This window comes from Streptomyces sp. SUK 48 (assembly GCF_009650765.1).
Taxonomy (GTDB): Bacteria; Actinomycetota; Actinomycetes; order Streptomycetales; family Streptomycetaceae; genus Streptomyces.
The window spans coordinates 1,486,381-1,508,210 of record NZ_CP045740.1; the positions used below are offsets into that span (position 1 = coordinate 1,486,381).

10 protein-coding genes are annotated in these 21,830 nt (G+C 74.4%); all 10 read left to right on the forward strand.

Annotated features, from left to right (window positions below):
* Positions 1-31: 31 nt before the first annotated feature.
* The 10 genes from GHR20_RS06365 (at position 32) to GHR20_RS06410 (ending at position 21,827) form a co-directional block, all read left to right on the forward strand.
* Positions 32-1,393: a cation:proton antiporter gene (locus GHR20_RS06365; RefSeq protein WP_153812571.1), complete on the forward strand. Its 1,362-nt coding sequence runs from the start codon at positions 32-34 to the stop codon at positions 1,391-1,393.
* Positions 1,390-1,986 carry a histidine phosphatase family protein gene (locus GHR20_RS06370; protein WP_153812572.1) on the forward strand — a complete coding sequence of 199 codons (597 nt, stop codon included), beginning with the start codon at positions 1,390-1,392 and terminating at the stop codon, positions 1,984-1,986. Before GHR20_RS06365 ends, GHR20_RS06370 begins: the two co-directional genes overlap by 4 nt.
* A gap of 165 nt (positions 1,987-2,151) precedes the next feature.
* Positions 2,152-4,062, forward strand: coding sequence for a DUF4157 domain-containing protein (locus GHR20_RS37350; protein ID WP_243877956.1), 1,911 nt, complete (start codon positions 2,152-2,154; stop codon positions 4,060-4,062).
* A 205-nt stretch (positions 4,063-4,267) separates the two neighbouring features.
* Entirely contained in the window at positions 4,268-11,536 is a 7,269-nt protein-coding gene (locus GHR20_RS06380; RefSeq protein ID WP_153812574.1) for a non-ribosomal peptide synthetase, read from the forward strand.
* An 82-nt stretch (positions 11,537-11,618) separates the two neighbouring features.
* A complete protein-coding gene (locus GHR20_RS06385; RefSeq protein WP_275549600.1) occupies positions 11,619-13,214 on the forward strand; it encodes a lyase family protein in 1,596 nt (531 codons plus the stop codon).
* Entirely contained in the window at positions 13,214-14,242 is a 1,029-nt protein-coding gene (locus GHR20_RS06390) for a kinase (RefSeq protein WP_153812576.1), read from the forward strand. Before GHR20_RS06385 ends, GHR20_RS06390 begins: the two co-directional genes overlap by 1 nt.
* A 2-nt stretch (positions 14,243-14,244) precedes the next feature.
* On the forward strand, positions 14,245-16,512 hold the full coding sequence (locus GHR20_RS06395) for a pyridoxal-phosphate dependent enzyme (protein WP_148023283.1): 2,268 nt from the start codon (positions 14,245-14,247) through the stop codon (positions 16,510-16,512).
* An 89-nt stretch (positions 16,513-16,601) separates the two neighbouring features.
* Complete coding sequence (locus GHR20_RS06400; protein ID WP_148023282.1) at positions 16,602-16,826, forward strand: MbtH family protein; 225 nt, start codon at positions 16,602-16,604, stop codon at positions 16,824-16,826.
* Positions 16,819-18,651, forward strand: coding sequence for a condensation domain-containing protein (locus GHR20_RS06405; protein WP_208446843.1), 1,833 nt, complete (start codon positions 16,819-16,821; stop codon positions 18,649-18,651). Before GHR20_RS06400 ends, GHR20_RS06405 begins: the two co-directional genes overlap by 8 nt.
* A complete protein-coding gene (locus GHR20_RS06410) occupies positions 18,648-21,827 on the forward strand; it encodes a non-ribosomal peptide synthetase (RefSeq protein ID WP_194858825.1) in 3,180 nt (1,059 codons plus the stop codon). Before GHR20_RS06405 ends, GHR20_RS06410 begins: the two co-directional genes overlap by 4 nt.
* The last annotated feature ends 3 nt before the right edge of the window (positions 21,828-21,830 follow it).

Genomic DNA, 21,830 nt, shown 5'->3' on the forward strand with positions numbered 1-21,830 from the left:
ACCCGCACAGACCCGGAAGGGGGGAGGAGCCGTGTCCCTCGAAGCCGCTGAGGTCGCCCATCTCCTCCTCGCGCTCATCGTCCTGCTCACCGCCGCCCATCTCGGCGGCCATCTGTTCGCGCGCCTGCGCCAGCCCCAGGTCATCGGCGAGATCGCGGGCGGCCTGGTGCTCGGCCCGACGGTCCTCGGCGCGCTCGCGCCCGGGGCCTGGCACTGGCTGTTCCCGGCCCAGGGCGCCACCGCGTCCGTGCTGGGCGCCTTCTACCAGCTCGGCATGCTGCTGCTGGTGTACCTGACCGGCGCCGAGCTGCGCGCCCGCCGCGAGTCCGGCGGACGGCGCACCATCGCCTACGCCGCGATCTCCGGTCTCGCCCTGCCGTTCGCGTCCGGGCTGGCCGTCGCCTCCGCCGTGCGCACCGGCGACCTGGCCGGGCCCGATGGTTCGCCCGCCGCCCTCGCGCTCGTCTTCGGCATGGCCGTCGCGGTCACCAGCGTCCCCGTCATCTCCCGCATCATGCTGGACCTCGGCATCCTGCGGACCCTGTTCGCCCGGATCGTGCTGGCCGTGGCCGTGATCGAGGACATCCTGCTCTACGTCGTCCTCGCCATCGTCCTCGGCATGGCGCAGGCCCGCGGCGCCGACGCCTACGGGTTGTGGGCGTCGTACGGCTCGGGCGAACTGGCGCCCACCGTCGCCTACTTCACCGTCGTACCCCTGCTGTTCCTCGCGCTGTCGCTGTGGCTCGGGCCGAGGCTGTTCGTACGGCTGTCGCGGTCGCGGGCCAATGTCCTGGAGCGGCGCAGCCCCCTCGCCTTCCGTCTGGTCGTCGTCTTCCTGCTGTGCACGGCGTGCGGCGGGCTCGGCATCGATCCGATCTTCGGCGCGTTGGTGGCGGGCATGTGTGTGGCGGGCGCGCCGGGGGCGGCGGCGGAGCGGTCCCAGGAGACGCTGCGCCAGGTCTCGCTCGGCTTCTTCGTGCCGGTCTACTTCGCGATCGTCGGCGTCAAGCTCGATCTGGTGCACCATTTCGACCCGGTGTTCTTCTGCTGGTTCCTGACGCTGGCCTGCCTGGTGAAGTCGGCCAGCGTCTGGCTCGGGGCCCGGCTGGCGGGCGAGTCCCCGGCGGCGGCCCGGAACCTCGCGGTCGCGATGAACGCGCGCGGCGGCCCGGGCATCGTGCTCGCCTCCGTGGCGTTCGGCGCGCACGTGATCAACGAGAACTTCTTCACCTCGCTGGTGCTGCTGTCCATCGTGACCAGCCAGTTCGCCGGGTTCTGGCTCGGCCGGACCGTGGCCCGGGGCAAGCCCCTCATGCCGGGTTCTCCCGGGGAGACGACGGGGACGGCAGGGCCTGGGACCGGCCGGGAACCGCTCGTGGAGGACGTCCGGTGAAGATCTATCTGGTACGGCACGGTCAGGAGCAGGTGAGCCCGGGGCGCCGCCGGGACTCCGCGCTCAGCCCGCTCGGGCACACCCAGGCCGGGCAGCTGGCGAAGTGGCTCGCGGACGGCGCGCGGCTCGACGGCGACACCTCGCTGACCGTGGGCAGCGTGCTGACCAGCCCGCTGACGCAGGCCCGCGAGACGGCCGCGTACGTCTGCGAACCGCTGGGGCTGGCGGCCCGGGTCCAGCACACGCTCACGGAGGCCGAGTTCCCGGTCCCCGCCGAACTTCCCTCGTCCAGCGCGCCGTTCACCAGGCGCCGGGGCAGACTCCTGTCCGAGCGCTATCTGGACTTCCGCGCGCAGGCGCGCACCGCTCTCGCCGAACTCACGCGGTGCGCCGAGGAGTCGGGGCGGCCGGTGCTCGCGGTGACCCACGGCGGGCTGATCGGCACGGTCGTCCGGGCGGTCGCCGAGTCCGACGTCTTCTGCCTCCGGCTCTATCACTGCGGGATCACCGCGCTCGACTGGTCCGACGGCCGCTGGCGGCTGTCCCATGTCAACCTCTGGGACCATCTGCCGGTCCCGCTGCGCACCGCCTGACCTCCGTGGCATCCGTGACCGGTCGGGCAGTGACGCTGCCCGCGCGTTGCCCGTTTCACCCTGTTCGGGCGGAGCGTTTGTGTCGTACACCGGGAGGGTGGGGCAGGACTCGGCGTGGTGAGGAGAGCTGTGCACGAGCACCGGAAGCGACACGAGAATCCCGCGGTGGCCGGCTCGCGGCCCCGGCCCGTCACGGCGCGCGCGGCCAACGCTCCGCGGCCCGGGCAGGCGGGCATGCCGGGGCCGGACGCGCTGGCCTCGCTGCAACGGCTGATCGGCAACGCGGCGGTCGGCGAGATGCTGGACCGTGCCGGGGCGGAGCGGTCCGAGGCGGCGGCAGAGCAGTCCGCCGCGGTGCACGGGGTGCTGCGCTCCCCCGGCCGGCCCCTGGACGACCCGGTGCGCGGTGACATGGAGGCCCGGCTGGGCGCGGACTTCTCCGATGTGCGCGTGCACACCGGCCGGGCGGCGCACAAGTCCGCGGCCGCCGTCTCCGCCGAGGCGTACACCTCCGGCTCGCACATCGTCTTCCGCGAGGGCGGCTACGACCCCTCGTCCGCCGCGGGCCGCACCGTACTCGCCCATGAGCTGACGCATGTCGTGCAGCAGCGGCGCGGGCCGGTCGCCGGGACGGACACCGGGGGCGGGCTCGCCGTCAGCGATCCGTCGGACCGGTTCGAGCGGGAGGCGGAGCGGGTCGCGCGGCGGGTGACGGGCGACGAGGCGGGCGGAGCGGTGACCGAAGCGGCGGCCGACGGTCCGGCCGGGGCGATGGCCGACGGTCCGGCCGGGGCGACGGCAGACGGCTCGGTGCGGGCGTCGGTGGCCGACGGTTCGGTCCGGGCGTCGGTGGCCGACGGCGCGGTCCGGGCGCAGGTCGCGGGGGCGCACGCCGGCGCGGGACTCACGGTCGCCCGGCTGATGTCGGTCGCCGACTTCCAGGGGAGTACCACCGTCGGCACCTTCCAGAAGCGCGGCTCGTCCATCGACCTGGTCGGGCGGGCCCTCGCCGAGTGTCACGGGCCCGAGGCGCGGCCGGACAACTTCGCGGCCAGGGCCGATCGGCTGGAGAACCTCGTCCAGGCGGCCGAGGACTACCTCGCCCAGTCGAAATCGGCACGGCACGCGCAGGTGGTGCAGGCCCTGCTCGACGACTGCCGGCCCGAGGCCGCGATCTTCCGGCAGCTCGCGGACGCCGTGGGGCTGGCGGCCCATCTGCCGAGGGCGCGCGCGCTGCTCACCGCGCAGGAGGCCGTCCTGCGACGCGTCGAAGCCGCGCACCTGGACATCAACAGCGAAGTGTCCGTGGCCAACGTCCATCTCCAGACGCCGCTGCTCCAGTCGGTCAACGCGCTGACGGACACGGAGAAGAGCACCCTCGTCGAGGACGATCTCCAACTGCTGACCGAGATCCAGACGGACGCCGGAGCCCCGCAGATCACCCGGGACACCCTCGGCGACCTGCTGGCGAACCGCGACATCGTCAACTTCACGACCGGCATGCCGGGAACGAAGCTGTCGGACCCCGGAGTCACCGAGAAGTACACCCTCAAGCACATGATGGTCCAGGCGGACGGCGCGACCGAGCGGCTCGGCTCGCTCGCCCATGAACTCACGCACGTGGACGCCGGCGAGAGCTTCGGCAACACGCAGATCCTGCTGCTGCTTCGGCAGAACCTCGCCGACGCCGAGATCACGGCACTGGCCGCACGGCGCAAGTCCCGGGTCGACGCCCTGCGAGCGCTCCTGGACAGCGACGGAACGCTCACCGACGACCAGAAGAACCTGTTCGCGTCCAAGCTGAGGTATGCCACCGACCCGGCCAAGGGCGTCGGCCGCTACGCGATGCTCTTCAAGGACAAACTCGACACCGCCACCCAGCAACGCCTGCTGGAGATCGAGAAGTTGAGCGCTCCGAACAGCTCCACCCTCGTGGAGTACGACACCGTCGTCACCCAGCTCCTCGTCTATCTGCACCGCTGGGGCGCCGACCCCGCGAGTCCGCTCTACACGGCGGTCACCCAGCTGGCCACGGAACTGCGCGCCGACCGAAGGGCCGCGGCAGCGGGTCACTAGGGCCCGTCCGGCGATTCCCTTCGGGTCCGTGCCCGGCGGCGCCCCCTGTGCTCCCGGTGCGTGGAGTGTGGAGTGCCGTGTCACGTGAATCCGGGACCGGCAGATCGGGACTTATCTCCGTCTCGTCCCGCGCCTAGCGTTGATCCCACCAACCAGTGGGATCAGTGCCGCACGTCCAAAAGGCGTGGCGGTCGAGGGAGTCGACTTGGCCACTCACGTCACGGCCGAAGCAGTCACCGAGCCGTCGATCAGCGTGTTCCGCGCCTCGCGGGCCCAGCAACGGATGTATTTCCTCCAGGAGATGGAGGAAGGCAGGCCGACGTATCACATGCCGGTCTTCTGCGCGCTCGACGGCGCGGTGGACGCCGAGGTGCTCCGCGCGTGCGCCCAGGGTCTGCTGGACCGGCACGAGGCGCTGCGGACCCGGTTCGTGCTGGACGAAGGGGAGTTGACGCAGCACATCGACGCCTCGGCGCTGCTCGACTGGTCGGTGACGGAGGAGGACGGCGACGCCGAGCGCTGGATGGAGGCCCAGCACCACAGGCCGTTCGATCTGGCGGCCGGTCCGCTCTTCCGGGCCGCCCTGCTGCGGCGGGAAAAGGACGCCGTACTCGCCTTGGGGATGCACCACATCGCCGGTGACGGGTGGTCGGCGGGGCTGCTGCTCAGGGAGATCCTCACCGATTACGCGGCCCGCACCGGCGCGGCGCATCCGGCCGAGGGCGGCGAATTCGAGCCGGTGGAGCCCGATTTCCAGTACGCCGATTTCTCCGAATGGCAGGAGGAGTGGCTGGACAGCCCGGCCGCCGAGCGCCAGCTCGCCTACTGGGCCGACCAGTTGGGCGGCGAGCTGCCGTCCGCGGGACTGCCGGCGGACCGCCGGCCGGGCGGGGAGCCGCTGCCGCGCGCCGCCGCCCTCCACGAGGCGGCGGTCCCCGGGGACGTCCTGGAGCGCCTGAACCGGCTGTGCCGGGAGACGGACAGCACCCTGTACACGACCATGCTGGCGGCCTTCCAGATCGTCCTCGGCCGCTACACGGGCTGCGAGGACATCCTGGTCGGCACGCCCGTGGCCAACCGCAACCGCAGCGAGTTCGAGGACACCGTCGGGCTGTTCGTCAACACGCTGGTGATCCGCTCCGACCTCTCCGACGACCCCCGCTTCCGCGACCACCTCAAGCGGCTGCGGGACACCGTCGCGGACGCCCAGGACCACCAGGACCTGCCCTTCGAGCGGATCGTCGAGCACCTCAACCCCGAGCGCACCACCGACCGCGCGCCCCTCTTCGACGTCCTGTTCGGCTTCCAGGACGAGGCGGAGACCACCGCCGCCCTGCCCGGCCCGCGCGCCCGGCTGCTCGAAGGCCCCGCCGGGAGCGCCAAGTTCGACCTCACCTTCGATGTCGTCCGAGGCGACGACGGCGTCCGCTGCCGGCTGGAATACCGCGCCGACCTGTTCGAGCCCGCCACCGTCGAACGGTTCACCCGGCACTATCTGCGCCTGCTGGCCGCGGCCGTCGCGGAGCCGGAGCTGCCCGTCAGCCGGCTCCCGATGCTCGGCGACGAGGAGCGGCGCCCGCTCTCCTCCGCCCTGCCCGACGAGGCGCGGAGCGCCACCGCGCGCTGCGCCCACGAGGTGTTCGCCGAGCACGCCGCCCGCACCCCCGACGCCATCGCCGTCACCGACGGCACCCTCGCCCTGAGTTACGGCGAAATCGACCACAGGGCCAACCAGTTGGCCCACCGGCTGCGCGGCCTCGGGGTCGGGCCCGACACCCTGGTCGGCCTGTGCGCGCCGCGCTCCGCCGAGCTGCTCGTCGGCCTGCTGGGCATCCTCAAGGCGGGCGGCGCCTACCTTCCGCTCGACCCGGACAACCCGCCGGAGCGGCTGCGGCACATCATCGGCGACGCGGGGCTGCGCCATGTCGTCGGCACCACCGCCACCCGGCCGCTGTGGGAGGCCGCGGCACCGCACGCGGTCGATCTGACGGCCGACGCGGACCGGCTCGCCGAACTGCCCGGCACCGCCCCGGACAGCGGCGTGACGCCCGACCACCTCGCCTACGTCATCTACACCTCCGGCTCCACCGGACGGCCCAAGGGCACCCTGGTTCCGCACCGCAACATCACCCGGCTGTTCTCCGCCACCGCCCACTGGTTCGGCTTCGGCCCGGACGACGTGTGGACGCTGTTCCACTCCATCGCCTTCGACTTCTCCGTGTGGGAGCTGTGGGGCGCGCTGCTGCACGGCGGACGGCTCGTCGTGGTGCCGTACGAGACCAGCCGGTCCCCGGAGGAGTTCCACCGCCTGCTGTGCGACCAGGCGGTCACCGTGCTCAACCAGACCCCGTCCGCCTTCCACCAGCTCGACCGCGTCGACTCCCAGCGGTCGGATGAACTCGCCCTGCGTTACGTGGTGTTCGGCGGCGAGGCCCTCGACGTGGGCGCGCTCTCCGGCTGGTTCGACCGGCACGGTGACGTCACGCCCCGGCTGGTCAACATGTACGGCATCACCGAGACCACGGTGCATGTCACCTACCGCCCGCTGACCGCCCGGGACGCGGCACAGGGGCGGGGCAGCGTCATCGGCGTGCCCATCCCGGACCTGCGGCTGCATCTGCTGGACCGCCACGGCAACCCGGTCCCGCGCGGTGCCGCCGGTGAGCTGTACGTCGCCGGGGCGGGCCTCGCCCGGGGCTACCTCAACCGCCCCGAACTCACCGAGGAGCGCTTCCCCACCGCCCCCTCCGGTGAGCGCCTCTACCGCACCGGCGACCTGGCGCGGCTGCGCTCCGACGGCGAGCTGGAGTACCTCGGCCGCATCGACGACCAGGTCAAGCTGCGGGGCTTCCGCATCGAACTCGGCGAGATCGAGGCCGCGCTCACCGCGCACCCCGGCATCGGCGCCGCCGTCGCCCGCGTCGTCCCGGACGCCACCGGGACCCCCGTACTGGCCGGTTATGTCGTACCGGCCACCGACAACCCCGCCGAGAACGGCACCGGCGCGGACGGTGCCACCGCCCGCGACCTCACCGTGGACGGTCTGCGCGCCCATCTGGCGGCCCGGCTCCCCGGCTATATGATCCCCGGCGCCCTCGTCACCCTCCCCGCGCTCCCCCTCACCGCCAATGGCAAGGTCGACCGGCGCGCGCTGCCGGTCCCGGGCACGGCGACGGGTGCGCTCGCGCCCGGCTCGGCGTACGAACCACCGAGCGGCCCCGTCGAGACGGCGCTCGCCGAGATCTGGCGCGAGGTGCTCGGTCACGAGCGGGTCGGTGCCCTCGACAACTACTTCGCCCTCGGCGGCGACTCCATCCGCTCCCTCCAGGTGCTCGCCCGGGCCCGGGACCGCGGGCTGCGCTTCGGCGTCGTGGACCTCATGCGGCACCAGACCGTGCGCGGCCTGGCCGAGGCCGTCGCCCACGACGCGGGCACGGCGCAGGCGACGCCGTCGTACGAGCCGTTCTCGCTGCTCACCGAGGCGGACCGGGCCGCGCTCCCGGACGGGCTCGACGACGCCTACCCGATGACCCGGCTCCAGGCCGGGATGCTCTTCCACAGCGATCTCCCGGCCGCCGCCGGACGCGTCTACCACAACGTCTCCGCCTACCACGTCGAGGCGCCCTGGTCCGAGGCCGCCTGGCGGCAGACGGTCGCCGAGGCCGCCACCCGGCACGAGATGCTGCGCACCTCCTTCGATCTGCACGGCTTCGGCGAACCCCTCCAGTTCGTGCACCGCGGGGCCCGCCCCGAGATCACCTTCGAGGATCTGCGCGAGCTGGACGACACGGCGCGGGAGGCGGCCGTCGCCCGGCGCTACGAGGCCGAGCGCAGCCGCCCGTTCACCTGGGACCGGGCGCCGCTGATCCGCTTCCATGTGCAGCGCCGCTCCGACACCGCCTTCCAGCTCTTCATCGCCGAACACCACGCGATCGTGGACGGCTGGAGCGAACGCTCCCTATTCACCGAACTCAGTGCGCGGTACGTCCGCCTGTGCGCCGGGGCGGACGCGCCCGCGCCGGCCCCCGCCCCGCGTTCCCGCTTCGCCTCCTTCGTCGCGCTCGAACGCGCCGCCCTCGCCGATCCGGCGCACCGGTCCTTCTGGGCCGGGCAGACGGCCGGTGCCACCGTGACCCGGCTGCCCCGCACCGGCCCCGCCGGCGGAGCGCCCCGGATGTCCTGGCACCACGAGCCGCTCCCCGCCGGCCTGCACGAACGCCTGACCGCGCGCGCCGCCGAACTGGGCGTGCCGCTGCGCACCGTCCTGCTCGCCACGCATGTACGGGTCATGGCGCTGATGGGCGGCGGCGACGAGATCACCACCGGCGTGGTCCACAACGGGCGCGCGGAGGAGCCGGACGGCGACAAGGTCGTCGGCGTGTTCCTCAACACGCTGCCCTTCCGTGTCGCCCTCACCGCCGGGAGCTGGCGGGAGTTCGTCCGGCGGGTCGCGGACCTGGAGGTCCCCGTCCACGAGCACCGGCGCTACCCGCTCGCGGAGATCGTGCGCGCGGGCGGCGGCACCGCGCCCTTCGAGACCTTCTTCAACTACACCCACTTCCATGTCGAGCAGGACGGCCCCGCCGACGGCGCGTTCACCGTGCTGGAGGAGACCGGCGAGGCCGACACCGACTTCGCGTTCGGCGCGGAGTTCTCCCGCAGCCCCGACGGGCGGCTGCTCGAACTCGGGCTGCGCTACGACGCCGCCCGCTTCCCCGCCGAGCGGATGGCCGCGGTCCACGCCTCGTACACGGCGGCACTGCGGGCCCTCGCCGACACCCCGGACCAGGACTGCCTGGCGGCCGACCTGCTGCCGGCGGCGGACCGCCGACGGTACGCGGAGTGGAACAGCACGGAGAAGGCGTACGAAGAGTCGCATGTGCTGACCGAGTTGATTGAACGTCAGGTACGGGTTTCTCCGGAGGCCGCAGCCGTCCGCTTCGAGGGCGGCGAGCTGAGCTACCGCGCCTTGGACGCGGCGGCGGAGCGGCTGGCCGTGCGGCTGCGGAGGCGGGGTGCCGGTCCGGGGACGTTCGTCGGACTGCTCCTCGAACGGTCCCTCACGCTGCCGGTCGTCCTGCTCGCCGTGCTCAAGTGCGGTGCCGCGTATGTACCGTTGGACCCGGAGCACCCCGAGCAGCGGGTGCGGTCCCTGCTGGCCGAGGCAGGGATCGGGCTGGTCGTCGCGGACGACGGGTGGGCCGCCCGGCTGCGGGACGCCGAGGTGGGCGTCGTCGTACCGGACGGGCAGACGGACGTCGTACCGGACGGGCAGGCGGACCGTCCGGGCGCGCCCGTGGCGGCCGCGTCCCCCGACGACCCCGCGTACATGATCTTCACCTCGGGCTCCACCGGCACCCCCAAGGGGGTCGTGGTGTCCCATCGGGCCATCGCCAACCGGCTGTTGTGGATGCAGGACGCGTACGGCCTGACCGACGGTGAACGGGTGCTCCAGAAGACGCCGTACACGTTCGACGTGTCGGTGTGGGAGCTGTTCTGGCCGCTGCTCACCGGCGCGACGCTCGTCCTCGCCCGGCCCGGCGGCCAGCGCGACCCCGGCTATCTGGCCGCTCTCGTGCGGGACGAGCGGATCAGCACCGTGCACTTCGTGCCGTCGATGCTGGCCGTGTTCCTGGACGACACCGAGGCGGTCGCGTCGGCCGCCGGGCTCACCCGGGTCGTGTGCAGCGGCGAGGCCCTGCCCGCCGACGTGCGCAACCGGTTCTTCGAGCTGCTGCCCGGCGTCGAGCTGCACAACCTCTACGGTCCGACCGAGGCGGCCGTCGATGTGACCGCCTGGCGGTGCGCGCCGGGCGACGGCGAGAGCGTGCCCATCGGGCGGCCCATCGCCAACATGCGCACCCATGTCCTCGACGCCCGTCTGCGCGAGGTGCCGCTGGGCGTCACCGGCGAGCTGTACCTGGAGGGCGTCGGGCTGGCGCTCGGCTACCACGGCCGACCGGACCTGACCGCCGAGCGGTTCGTGCGGCACACCGGGGCCGACGGGGTCGCCCGCCGGCTGTACCGGACGGGTGACCTGGCCCGGCACCGGGCGGACGGTGCCCTCGAATACGCCGGCCGCACCGACCACCAGATGAAGATCCGCGGCTTCCGGGTGGAGCCCGGGGAGATCGAGGCGGTGCTGGGCGAGCACCCCGCGGTGCGCGGCTGCGCCGTGCTGCTGCGCGGGGAGCGCCTGGTCGCCTATGTGGTGACCGGCGGCGACGGTGCCGACGCCGGTACCGAGGAGTTGGTCCGGCACGCCCGGGCGCTGCTCCCCGAGCACATGGTCCCGTCGGCGTGGGTCACGCTGGACGCCCTGCCGCTGACCGCCAACGGCAAGCTCGACCGTGCCGCGCTGCCCGCGCCCGACCCGGCGGCCGCGCTCCGCCAGAGCCCGCCCGAGCCGCCCCGCGACGCGACCGAGGCCCGGATCGCCGGGATCTGGGAACAGCTCCTCGGCGCCGGACCGGTCGGCGTCCACGACGACTTCTTCGCCTCCGGCGGCCACTCCATCGACGCCCTGCGCCTCATCGGCCGCCTCAACGACGCGTTCGGCGAGCGGCTCTCGGTCGCCACCGTGCTGGAGCACCCGACCGTCGCCGGGCAGGCGGAGGTGCTGCGCGCCGAGCGGCGGCCGGGCGGCCCGGACACGGTCGTCCGCATCCGCCCGGACGGCGACCTGGACCCGCTCTACCTCGTCCACCCCATCGGCGGCCAGGTCCTGTGCTACCGCGACCTCGCGGCCGAACTGGCCGCCGGACGGCCGGTGTTCGGACTCACCGCGCCGGGTCTGACCGGCGCGGGACCGGACGGGGACGGGGGCGCCCCGGCGACCGTCGAGGAGCTCGCCGCCGCGCATCTCACCGCGCTGCGCCGCATCCGGCCCGAGGGCCCGTACCACCTGGCCGGCTGGTCCTTCGGCGGGCTGCTCGCCTACGAGATGGCCCATCAGCTGCGCGCCGCCGGCGAACACGTCGGCACGCTCACCCTGCTGGACACGGCCTACCCCGGGACGACCGACGTCCCCGGTGACGACGTGTCGCTGCTGGAGTGGTTCCACGACGACCTGGCGCGCTCCGCGGGGACGGACCCCGGCCCGGACGCCCGTGCCGCGCTGCGCGCCGGACTGCTCGCGGCGGCCGGCACCCCGGCCCGGCTGCGGGTCGTCGCGGCCCATCTCCCGGACACGGCACCGGACTTCGCCGACCTGGTCCGGCTCCACGCGGTCTTCCGCACCGGCCTGCTCGCCGCCGACCGCTACCTGCCGCCCGTCGCGCCGGGCCCCGTTCACTTCCACCAGAGCCTGACCGGCGCCGAGATCGGCTCGGCGCGGCGGTGGGCCGAGCGGGTCCCGGACGGTCTGATCCGGTACGACGCCGACGCCGACCACTACCAGCTGGTGCGGCCCCCGCGCGTGTCCGCCGTGGCCGCCGCGCTCGGCGCCGCCCTGGCCGCGGCCGACCACCGCTGATCCCTCCCTGCCCCGCCCGCAAAAGGCGCCCACCGGCCCTTGCGCCCCACGCCCGCTCACACCACAGAACGGACACCGTCACGTGACGAGCCAGTCCCCGGCACCCGCCGCCGAACTCACCGGCCGCATCAGCGGCGGACCGAGCGAACTGCTGCACGAGGAGGTGCTCGCCCCGCAGTTCCGGTTCGAGTCCCGCCATCTGCTGCACCACTACGTCGCCATCGAGAAGACCCTCGCCGCCGAGTACGCCCGCATGGGGCTGCTGGACACGGACGAGGCGCACGCCGTGGCCGCCCTGCTCGACGGGGTCGGCCCGGACACCCTCAGCGCCCGCCCCGACGCCAATATGTCGGACATCGCGTTCGCGATCGAGCGGCACGTGGAGGCGGGGCTCGCGCGTCCGGTCGTGCGCTGGCACGTCGACCGCAGCCGCAACGACCTCCAGGCGTGCGCCCAGTTGATGTTCGGCCGTGAGCGGCTGATCGGGTTCGCCGGGGCGCTGGCGGAGCTCGGCGAGGTCGTCGGGCGCCTCGCGGAGGAGACCCGCGAGCTGCCCATGCCCGGGTACACCCACTTCCAGGCCGCGCAGATCATCACCCCCGGCTTCCATCTCACCGCGCTCTCGGAGCACGTGCTGCACACCCAGCGCCGGCTGCTGGCCGCCTACGACGGCATCGACGCCTGCCCGCTCGGCGCCGGTGCGATGGCCGGGCAGGAACTGCCGTGGGACCGAGACCGGATGGCCCGGCTGCTCGGCTTCGACCGCCCGCAGTCCAACGCGCTCACCGCGGTCGCCTCCCGCCGCTGGAGCGCCGAGGTCACCGCCGAACTCAGCCTGCTCGGCGCCGCGTTGAGCCGGTTCGTCACCGACCTGCTCAGCTGGGGCGGCAGCGAGTACGGCTTCATCGAGCTGCCCGACGAGCTGTCCGGCATCTCCTCGGCGATGCCGCAGAAGAAGAACTACCCGGTGCTGGAGCGCATCCGGGGCCGCACCGCCCATCTGACCGCCTTCCACACGGACGTCCTGCTCGGCCAGCGCAACACACCGTTCTGCAATCTGGTGGAGGTCTCCAAGGAGGCCGGTACCCACGTCCTGGCCGCCTTCGACTCGGCGCACGGCACCGTCCGCCTGCTCACCGAGGTGCTGCGCCGCCTCCGCTTTTGCGCGGAGCGGATGCGCGAGGTGTGCGAACGGGAGTTCCTGGGCGGGTTCAGCCTCGCCAACGCGCTCACCCTGACCGAGGGCGTGCCCTGGCGCACCGCCCAGGTGATCGCCGGCAAGTACATCGTGCGGGCCGTCGGCGCCGGTGCGCCGCCGTCCCCGGGTGTGCCCGCTCTGCTGGTCGAGGCGGCCGCCGAGCACTCCGTCACGCTCGCCGAACCGGCGAAGCTGCTCGCCGACGCCTTCGATGTGCACGGCGGGCTCGACCGGCTGGTGTCGGCTGGTTCGGCGCGGCCCGAGGCGGTCGCCGAGGCGCTGCGTGTCCAGCGGGAGGCGTACGCGCGGGTGCGGGCCGCCTGGGAGCGGCGGGCCGAGGCCGTGCGCGCGGGTGCCGCCGAGACGGACCGGGCGCTGGGGCTCACGGCGGCGGGCTCCGCCGGGGACGCCGTACGCGTGGAAGAGGCGACGGCGGGCTCCGCCGAGGGTGCCGTACGCGCGGAAGCGGGGGACCGCTGATGCCGCCGTCCCCGATCTCCAGTCCGGCCGCCGCGCCGGCCGTCCTCGAACCCGGTCGCGGGCACGCCTTCGGCACCTTCGGGGAGCTTCTCCAGGGCGCGCTGCCCGAGCCGGACGGCGACTTCCTGGTGACGTTCCCGCTGGCCCGCTGGGCGAGTGCCGCGTTCCACCCGTCGCCCGAAAGGCGGGAGGTGCGGGTCGCGCCCGCGCACAAGGCCAAGTCCCGGCGCACCGCCGAGGCCGTACTGTCCGCGCTCGGGGTGACCCATGGCGGCCTGCTGGAACTCGGCGGTGACCTGCCCGAGGGCAAGGGCATGGCCAGTTCGTCGGCCGACCTCGTCGCCACCGTCCGAGCCGTCGGCGCGGCCTTCGGGCGGTCGTTCTCCCCCGCCGAGACCGAGGCGTTCCTGCGGGGCGTGGAACCGGCCGACGGCGTGATGTACGACGAGATCGTCTGCTTCCACCACCGGGGCGTGCGCCTGGGCCGCAGGCTCGGCACCCTGCCGCCGCTGGCCGTCGTCGCGCACGACGAGGGCGGGCAGGTCGACACGGTCGCCCACAACCGCGCGGCCGGTCCGATCGGGGCCGCCGACCGGCAGGAGTACGGCCGGCTGCTCGACCGGCTCACCGCCGCCGTCACCGACGGCGACCTGCCGGCCGTGGGCGAAGTGGCCACCCGGAGCGCCGAGCTGAACGGCCTGCGGCGGGAGCGTCCCGGCTTCGACCGGCTGCGCGCGCTGTGCGGCGAGGTCGGCGGGCTGGGCCTGGTCCTCGCGCACAGCGGCACCCTGCTCGGCGTGCTCCTCGACGCCGGCGACCCCGAACTCGACGCCAAGTCCGCCCACATCAGGACCGGTTGCGCGGCGCTCGGCGGCGAGGTGTCCGTGCACCGCTCGCTGGGCGCGGGCGACGACTGGACCCGGCCGCACCGCGGCCAGCACGCCGGACCCGCCGTCGCCGTACCCCATCCCGCCGCGGAGCCCTCCGCGCTCCCTCACGCCGTCCTCCCTCACGAGCTGGAGATCTGACCATGCTGTTCGACACGCTGACGGCCGCGATCGGCGGGACGCCGCTGGTCCGGCTGCGCCTCGGCGAGGCACGCGGGGTGGAGGTCTACGCCAAGCTGGAGCTCCAGAACCTCTTCGCGATGAAGGACCGCGTCGCCCGCAACATCATCCTGGAGGCCCGGCGGCTCGGCACGCTGCGGCCGGACGCCCCGGTCGTGGAGAGCTCGTCCGGCACGATGGCCCTCGGTGTCGCCCTGGTGGGCCGTTCGCTGGGCCACGAGGTGCACATCGTCACCGACCCCCGTATCGACCCCGTCACCCTGGCCAAACTGCGCGCCCTCGGCTGCCAGGTGCACATCGTCGAGGCGATGACGAGCCACGGCTGGCAGTCCGCCCGGCTCGAACGGCTCGCGGAGCTGATGGCCGAACTGCCCGGCGCCTTCTGGCCGCAGCAGTACACGAACCCCGACAACCCGGGCGCCTACCGGGAGTTGGCGGGCGAGCTGCTCGCCGACCTGGGGCACATCGACACCGTCGTCGGGGCGGTCGGCAGCGGTGGATCGCTGTGCGGCACCTCCCGCGCCCTGCGGGAGAGCCTGCCCGCCCTGAAGGTGGTGGGCGTCGACTGCGTGGGCAGTGCCCTGTTCGGGCAGCCCGATGTGCCCCAGCGGCTGCAGAGCGGCCTCGGCAACAGCCTGCTGCCGAAGAACCTGGACCGCTCGCTCATCGACGAGGTGCACTGGCTCAACGACCACGAGGCGTTCGCCGCCACCCGGGACCTCGCCCGGGAGCAGCAGATCTTCGCCGGGAACACCTCCGGCTCGGTCTACCGCGTCCTCGGAGATCTGGCCGAGCGCGCCGAACCGGGCTCCCGCATCGTCGGCATCATGCCGGACCGGGGCGACCGGTACGCCGACACCGTCTACAGCGACGAGCACTGGGACACCCACCGGCTGCACGAACTCCCCTCGCCCGGGGGGCCGTCCGTGATCCCGGTCGGCGAGACCGCGCTGAGCTGGTCCCGGCAGCCGTTCCGCGCCCCCGGGGAGCTGCGGCGGCACCTGGTCTTCGTGGAGTCCAACACCACGGGCACCGGCATGCTCGCCCTGGAGCTGGCCCGCGCGGAACTGGACACCGTGCCGGTGCTGCTGACGGGCGACCCCGACCGGTACCGGGGGCTCGCCGCCACCGGCGCCGAGGTGATCCGCTGCGACACCAACTCGGACGCCGCCCTGCGCGCCGCCGTCCAGGACCGCTTCCGCCGCGAGGAGATCGCGGGCATCACCACCACCAGCGACTTCTACGTCCCGGCCGCGGCCCGCCTGGCCCGCTGGCTCGGGCTGCCCGGCAATCCGCCCGAGGCCGTGACCGCGTGCCGCGACAAGTCGGCGCTGCGGGCCCTGCTGGAGAGCGCCGGGGTGCGCCAGCCGCGGTACGCCGTCGTCCGCGACGCGTCCGAGGTGGCCGCCGCCGTGGCCCGCACCGGGCTGCCCTGCGTGGTCAAGCCGGCCGACGACTCCGGTTCCGTGAACGTCCTGCTCTGCGCCGACGAGGCCACGGCCACCGCGCACGCCGAGCGGGTCCTCGCCGTCACCACCAACGTGCGCGGCATGCCGACCGCGCGCACGGTCCTGGTGGAGGAGTACCTGGACGCCCCCGAGTACAGCGTGGAGATGTTCACCTGGGACGGGCGGGCCGAGTGCGTCGGCATCACCGAGAAGTCCGTGACCGGCACCCCGCACTTCGTGGAGCACCGGCACCTCTTCCCGGCCCCGCTGCCGGCCGAGACGGCCCAGCGGATCACCGAGACCGTGACCGCCGCCCTGGACGCGGCCGGAATCCGGCTGGGCGCCACCCACACCGAGGTGAAGCTGACCGCCGAGGGGCCCGCCGTCATCGAGATCAACCCGCGCCCGGCCGGCGGCATGATCCCCGAACTCATCAGGCTGGCCACCGGCGTCGACCTCCTCGAGCAGCAGCTGCGCACCGCCGTCGGGCTCGCGCCCGCGCTCAAGCCCGCCCATGACGCCCACGCGGGCATCCAGTTCCTGCTGCCCGACGCCGACGGGGTCCTCGACGCCGTCGCCGGGACCCAGGAGGCGGCGGCCGTACCGGACGTCGAGGCGGTCACGGTCACCGCCGCGCCCGGCACGCCCGTACGGCTGCCCCGCAGTGCCGGCGACCGGATCGGGCACGTCATCGCCGGCCACCCGACGCCGGAGCGGGTGACGGCGGCGCTGGACGAGGCGCGGCGCCTGGTCCGGCTCAGCGTCGACACCGGCCGCGCCTAGCCACCCGCTCCGCCGCCCGTAGCCACCCGCCCCACCACCCCGTCGTACGACCCGTACGGCACCCGGAACGGACACCCCGAGGACCTGCCATGAGCAACCCCTTCGAGAACGACAACGCCGACTACCTGGTCGTCCGCAACGACGAGTTGCAGCACGCCCTGTGGCCCGCCACCGTGGCCGTCCCCGCCGGGTGGACGCGGGTGCACGGGCCCGAGCCGCGGCAGAGCTGCCTCGACTACGTGGAGCGGAACTGGACCGACATGCGGCCCGCGTCCCTGGTGGCCGCCCTCGGCGGGAACACGGCCCGTGACTGACCTCGACCGCTCCACGACCACCCTCGCCGACGGCGAAACCGGCGTGCCGGACCCCGCCGGGACGCTGTGCGCGCTGATCGCGGACGTGCTCGGGCTGGCCGCCGTCGACCCGGGGCAGAGCTTCACCGGGCTCGGCGGCGACAGCATCCAGGCCATCCAGGTCGTCAGCCGCGCCCGCCCCGCCGGGCTCCTCGTCACCACCCGCGAGGTGCTGCGCAGCGAGACCGTCGCCGCGCTGGCGGCCGGGGCCCGCGCGGTCGGCCGGTCCGGTGCGGGCGCCGGGCCCGCCCGGCCCGCGCGCCGCCTCGGCCCGTTCGCGCCGACCCCGATCATGGCGTGGCTCGGGGAACTGGGCGGTCCCGTCGACACGTACAACCAGTCGCTCGTGCTGCGCACCCCGGCCGGTTTCGGCGCCGAGGACGCGGTGCGGGTCGTCCAGGCCCTGCTGGACACCCACGACATCCTCAGGCTGCGGGTGCCCGGCGGCGCGGGCGCGATCGGCGCGGGCGCGGACGGCGCGGGCGCGGACGGTGCGGGGCCGCTGGTGCCGCCGCCGGGCAGTGTCGACGCCCGGGCGCTGATCGAGCACGTCGAGGCGGGTGCCGCCGGCGACGACGAGCTGCCCGGACTGGTGACGGAGCGCATCCGGGCCGCGCGACGGCTGCTCGCGCCCGCCGAGGGGATCGTGCTGCGCGCCGTGTGCGTCGACCGCGGTCCCGCCCGGCAGGGCCGACTGGCGCTGGTCGTGCACCACTTGGCCGTGGACGGGGTGTCCTGGCGCATCCTCCAGGACGATCTGCGCTCCTGGTGGAAGGCGCTCGCGGCGGGCCGTGAACCGGAACTCGCCCCGGTGCCGACCCCGTTCGCGCACTGGGCCGGACTGCTGCGCGCCGACGCCACCTCGGGCCGCCGGATGGCGGAGGCCGGGCGGTGGACCGACACGCTGCGCCCGGCGCCCGAACCGCTCGGCGGGGTCTGCGCGTCGGACCGGCTCGACGCGGAGAGTGCCGTCAACCGGCACACCCTCACCCTGCCCCCGGACGTCACCGGGCCGCTGCTCACCCTCGCGCCCGGACTGGTCAACGGCACCGTGAACGACGTCCTGCTGACCGGTCTCGCCCTCGCCGTGCTGGCCTGGCGGCGGCCGGGCACCGGGGACGGCGACGGCGGTTGTGTGCTCGTGGACATCGAGGGGCACGGCCGGGAGGAGATCACCGAGGGCGTGGACCTGTCCCGCACCGTCGGCTGGTTCACCACCGTGTACCCGGTCCGCTTCGACCTCGGGCTGCCCGATCTGGCCGACGCCCGCGCCGGCGGGCCCACCGCGGGCGCCGCCCTGCGCCAGGTCAAGGAGGCGCTGCGGGCGATCCCCGACCACGGCATCGGGCACGGCCTGCTGCGTCACGGCAACAGCCGTACCGGCCCGGGGCTCGCCGCCCTCGGCATCCCCGAGATCGGATTCAACTACCTCGGCCGCTTCCCCATGGGCGACACCGCCGACTGGGCCGCCGCCCCCGGACACGACTTCGCCCTCGACGACGCCGACGAGGGCCTCGCCATGGCGCACGCCGTCGAGGTCAACGCGGCCGCGCACGAGGGTCCGGGCGGGCTCACCCTCAGCGCCACCTGGACCTGGGCGGGCAACGCCTACCCGGCCGACCGGGTGCGGGCGCTGGCCGACGAGTGGTTCGCGATGCTGCGGGCCCTCGCCCGGCACACCGCGCTGCCCGGCGCCGCCGGACTGACCCCGTCCGACGTGTCCCTCACCGGCCTCAGTCAGGCCGACCTCGACGCCTTCGAATCCCAGCTCGGAGATGTGCTGTGATCCCCCTGTCCCACGCCCAGCGCCGCCTGTGGTTCCTGTGCCGCGACGGCGATCCGTCCGGCCTGCACAACATCCCCGTGGCCCTGCGGCTGCGGGGCGACCTCGACCGCGCCGCCCTCGCCGCCGCCCTGGCGGACGTGTCCGACCGGCACGAGGCGCTGCGGACCGTGTTCCCCGACGAGGACGGCCGTCCCCGCCAGCACGTCCTGGAGCCGGGCGACGCACCGGACCCGACCGTCACGGTCTGCCCCGCCGCCGAACACGGGGAGCGGGCCCGCTCGGCCGCCGGCCGGCCCTTCGACGTGGCCGCCGACGTCCCGCTGCGCGCGCACCTGTTCACCGACGGGGCGGACGAGCACCACCTGCTGCTGGTCCTGCACCACATCGCGGGCGACGGCGCCTCGCTCGACGTCCTGGTCCACGACCTGGCCGCCGCCTACACCGCCCGGGTGCTGGGCGGCGACGCCGACTGGCCGGAACTTCCCGTGCAGTACCCGGACTTCGCGCTGTGGCAGCAGGAGGTGCTGGGCGACGCGGCGGACCCGGACTCCCTGCACGCCCGGCAACTCGACCACTGGACCGGCGTATTGGCGGGCCTGCCCGAGGAGCACGCGCTGCCCACCGACCGGCCGCGTCCCGCCGTCGCCTCGTACCGCGGCGCCGTGGTGAGCGCCGAGGCCGGGGCCGCCGTACACGCGGGGCTGGCCGCGCTGGCCCGCGAGCGGCACGCCACGCCGTTCATGGCCGTCCAGGCGGCTTTCGCCGCGCTGCTCACCCGGCTCGGCGCGGGCACCGACCTGCCCCTGGGCTGCCCGGTGGACGGCCGCGACGACGAGGCGCTGCACGATCTCGTCGGCCTGTTCGTGGACACCGTGGTGGTACGGGCCGACACCTCGGGCGACCCCGCCTTCACCGAGGTGCTCGACCGGGTCCGCGACGCCGTGCTCGACGCCCACGCCCACCGCGATCTGCCCTTCGACGCGCTGGTCGAGCGGCTCAACCCGCCGCGCTCGCCCGGCCGTCACCCCCTGTTCCAGATCGCCGTGGCGAGCCAGCGGGACGCGCACGAGGAGCCGGTCTTCCCCGGACTGCGGGTGCGGACGGAGGCCGTGCGCACCGACACCGCGAAGTTCGATCTGACCCTGGAGGTGGACGAGCGCCACGACCCCGCGACCGGCGCGCCCGCCGGGATCGGCCTGGCCCTGGAGTACGCCGCCGACCTCTTCGACGCCGAAACCGCCCAGCGCCTCCTCGACCGCCTGGTCCGCCTCGCCGCCGCCGTCGTCGAGGACCCGGCCGCCCCGGTCGCCGCCCTCGACCTGCTGACCCCCGCCGAGCACGCGGACCTCCTGCACGGCTGGCAGGGCGACCCCGCCGAACCCCACGCCGCAACGGTGGACGCCCTGTTCACCGCGCGGGCCGCCGCCCACCCGGAGCGGACCGCCGCCGTCTGCGCCGGACGCGAGGCCACCTACGGTGAACTCGACGCGCTCTCGGACCGGTTGGCGGACCGGCTCGCCCGGCTGGGTGTGCGGGACGGGGACACCGTCGCGGTGCTGATGGACCGCTCGGTGGAACTGATCGCGGCCACCCTCGGGGTGCTGAAGGCCGGCGCGGCCTACCTTCCGCTGGACGCGGCCGCCCCCCTGGCCCGTTCGACGGCGATCACCGCCGAGGCCGGTGCGGCCGTCCTGATCACCGACGCCCGGACCGCCCCGGATCTCGGCGTGCGGCACATCCTGCGCGTGGACGAGGACTGTGACGGCGACGAGGGCGGTACCGCCCCGGACCGGGGCGCCGCCCACCCCGACGGCCTCGCCTACGTGATGTACACCTCCGGTTCGACGGGGACCCCGAAGGGCGTCGCCGTCTCGCACCGGGAGGTCGCCGCCCTCGCCGTGGACCGCCGTTGGCGCGGCGGTGCCCATGAGCGCGTCCTCTTCCGCTCCCCGCACGCCTTCGACGCCTCCACCTACGAGTTGTGGGTGCCGCTGCTGAACGGCGGTCTCGTCGTCATCGCCCCGCCCGGCGACCTGGACGTCCCCGCCCTCGCCGCCCTCATGGCGGAGCAGCGGGTCACCGGCACGTTCCTGACGGCGACCCTCTTCAACGAGCTCGCCGACCGCTGCCCGGAGCTGCTCGGCACGCTGGCCGAGGTGATGACCGGCGGCGAGGCGGCCTCGCCCGCCGCCGTCCGGCGGGTCCGCGAGCACTGCCCCGGCACCACCGTCACCAACGCGTACGGGCCGACCGAGACGACCACCTTCGCCGCCACCTTCGCCATGGCGCCCGGGGCGCCGCTCCCGGACGGACAGGTGCCCATCGGCCGCCCCCTGGACGGCAGTTGCCTGCACGTCCTGGACGACCGCCTCGCCCCGGTGCCGCCCGGGGTGACCGGTGAGCTGTACATCGCCGGGACGGGCCTCGCCCAGGGCTATCTGGGCCGTCCCGGGCTCACCGCCGAACGGTTCGTCGCCTGCCCGGCGGGGCCGCCCGGCACCCGGATGTACCGCACCGGCGACCTCGCCCGCTGGAACACCGCGGGACAGGTCGAGTACCTGGGGCGGGCCGACCGCCAGGTCAAGATCCGCGGCCTGCGCATCGAGCCGGGCGAGATCGAGAACGTGCTCGCCGGGCATCCGTCCGTCGGCCGGGCCGCCGTGACCGTCGTACCCACCGCGGCCGGACCGGCCCTCGCCGGGTACGCGGTGCCCGCCGCGGGCGCCGCCCCCGACCCGGCCGAGCTGCGCCGCCATCTGCGGTCCGAACTGCCTGACTACATGGTGCCGTTGACCATCACCGTGCTGGACCGCTTCCCCGTCACGGCGAACGGCAAGACCGACCTGGCCGCACTGCCCTCCCCGGCCCCGGTCGCCGCCGAACGGCCCTACGAGGCACCGCGCGACGACACCGAACGGGCGCTCGCCGCCCTGTGGGAGCAGCTGCTGGGCGCCGACCGGGTCGGCGTCCACGACAACTTCTTCGAACTCGGCGGGCACTCCCTGCTCGCCACCCGGCTGCTGTCGGAGATCCGCTCCGGCCTCGGTGCCGCGGTCACCGTCCGCCGTTTCTTCGCCGGACCCACCGTCGCCGAACTCGCCCTGGCCACGGCCGAGTCCGCCGCCGCGCCGGAACCGCCGATCGTGCGCCGCGCCCGCCGCGGCCGTCCCGCCTGAGAA

What these genes read in the sequence shown, in the direction of transcription:
- GHR20_RS06400 (WP_148023282.1), top strand. Translation starts at nt 16,602, where the DNA reads ATGAGCAACCCCTTCGAGAACGACAACGCCGACTACCTGGTCGTCCGC.
- GHR20_RS06395 (WP_148023283.1), top strand. Translation starts at nt 14,245, where the DNA reads ATGCTGTTCGACACGCTGACGGCCGCGATCGGCGGGACGCCGCTGGTC.
- GHR20_RS06390 (WP_153812576.1), top strand. Translation starts at nt 13,214, where the DNA reads ATGCCGCCGTCCCCGATCTCCAGTCCGGCCGCCGCGCCGGCCGTCCTC.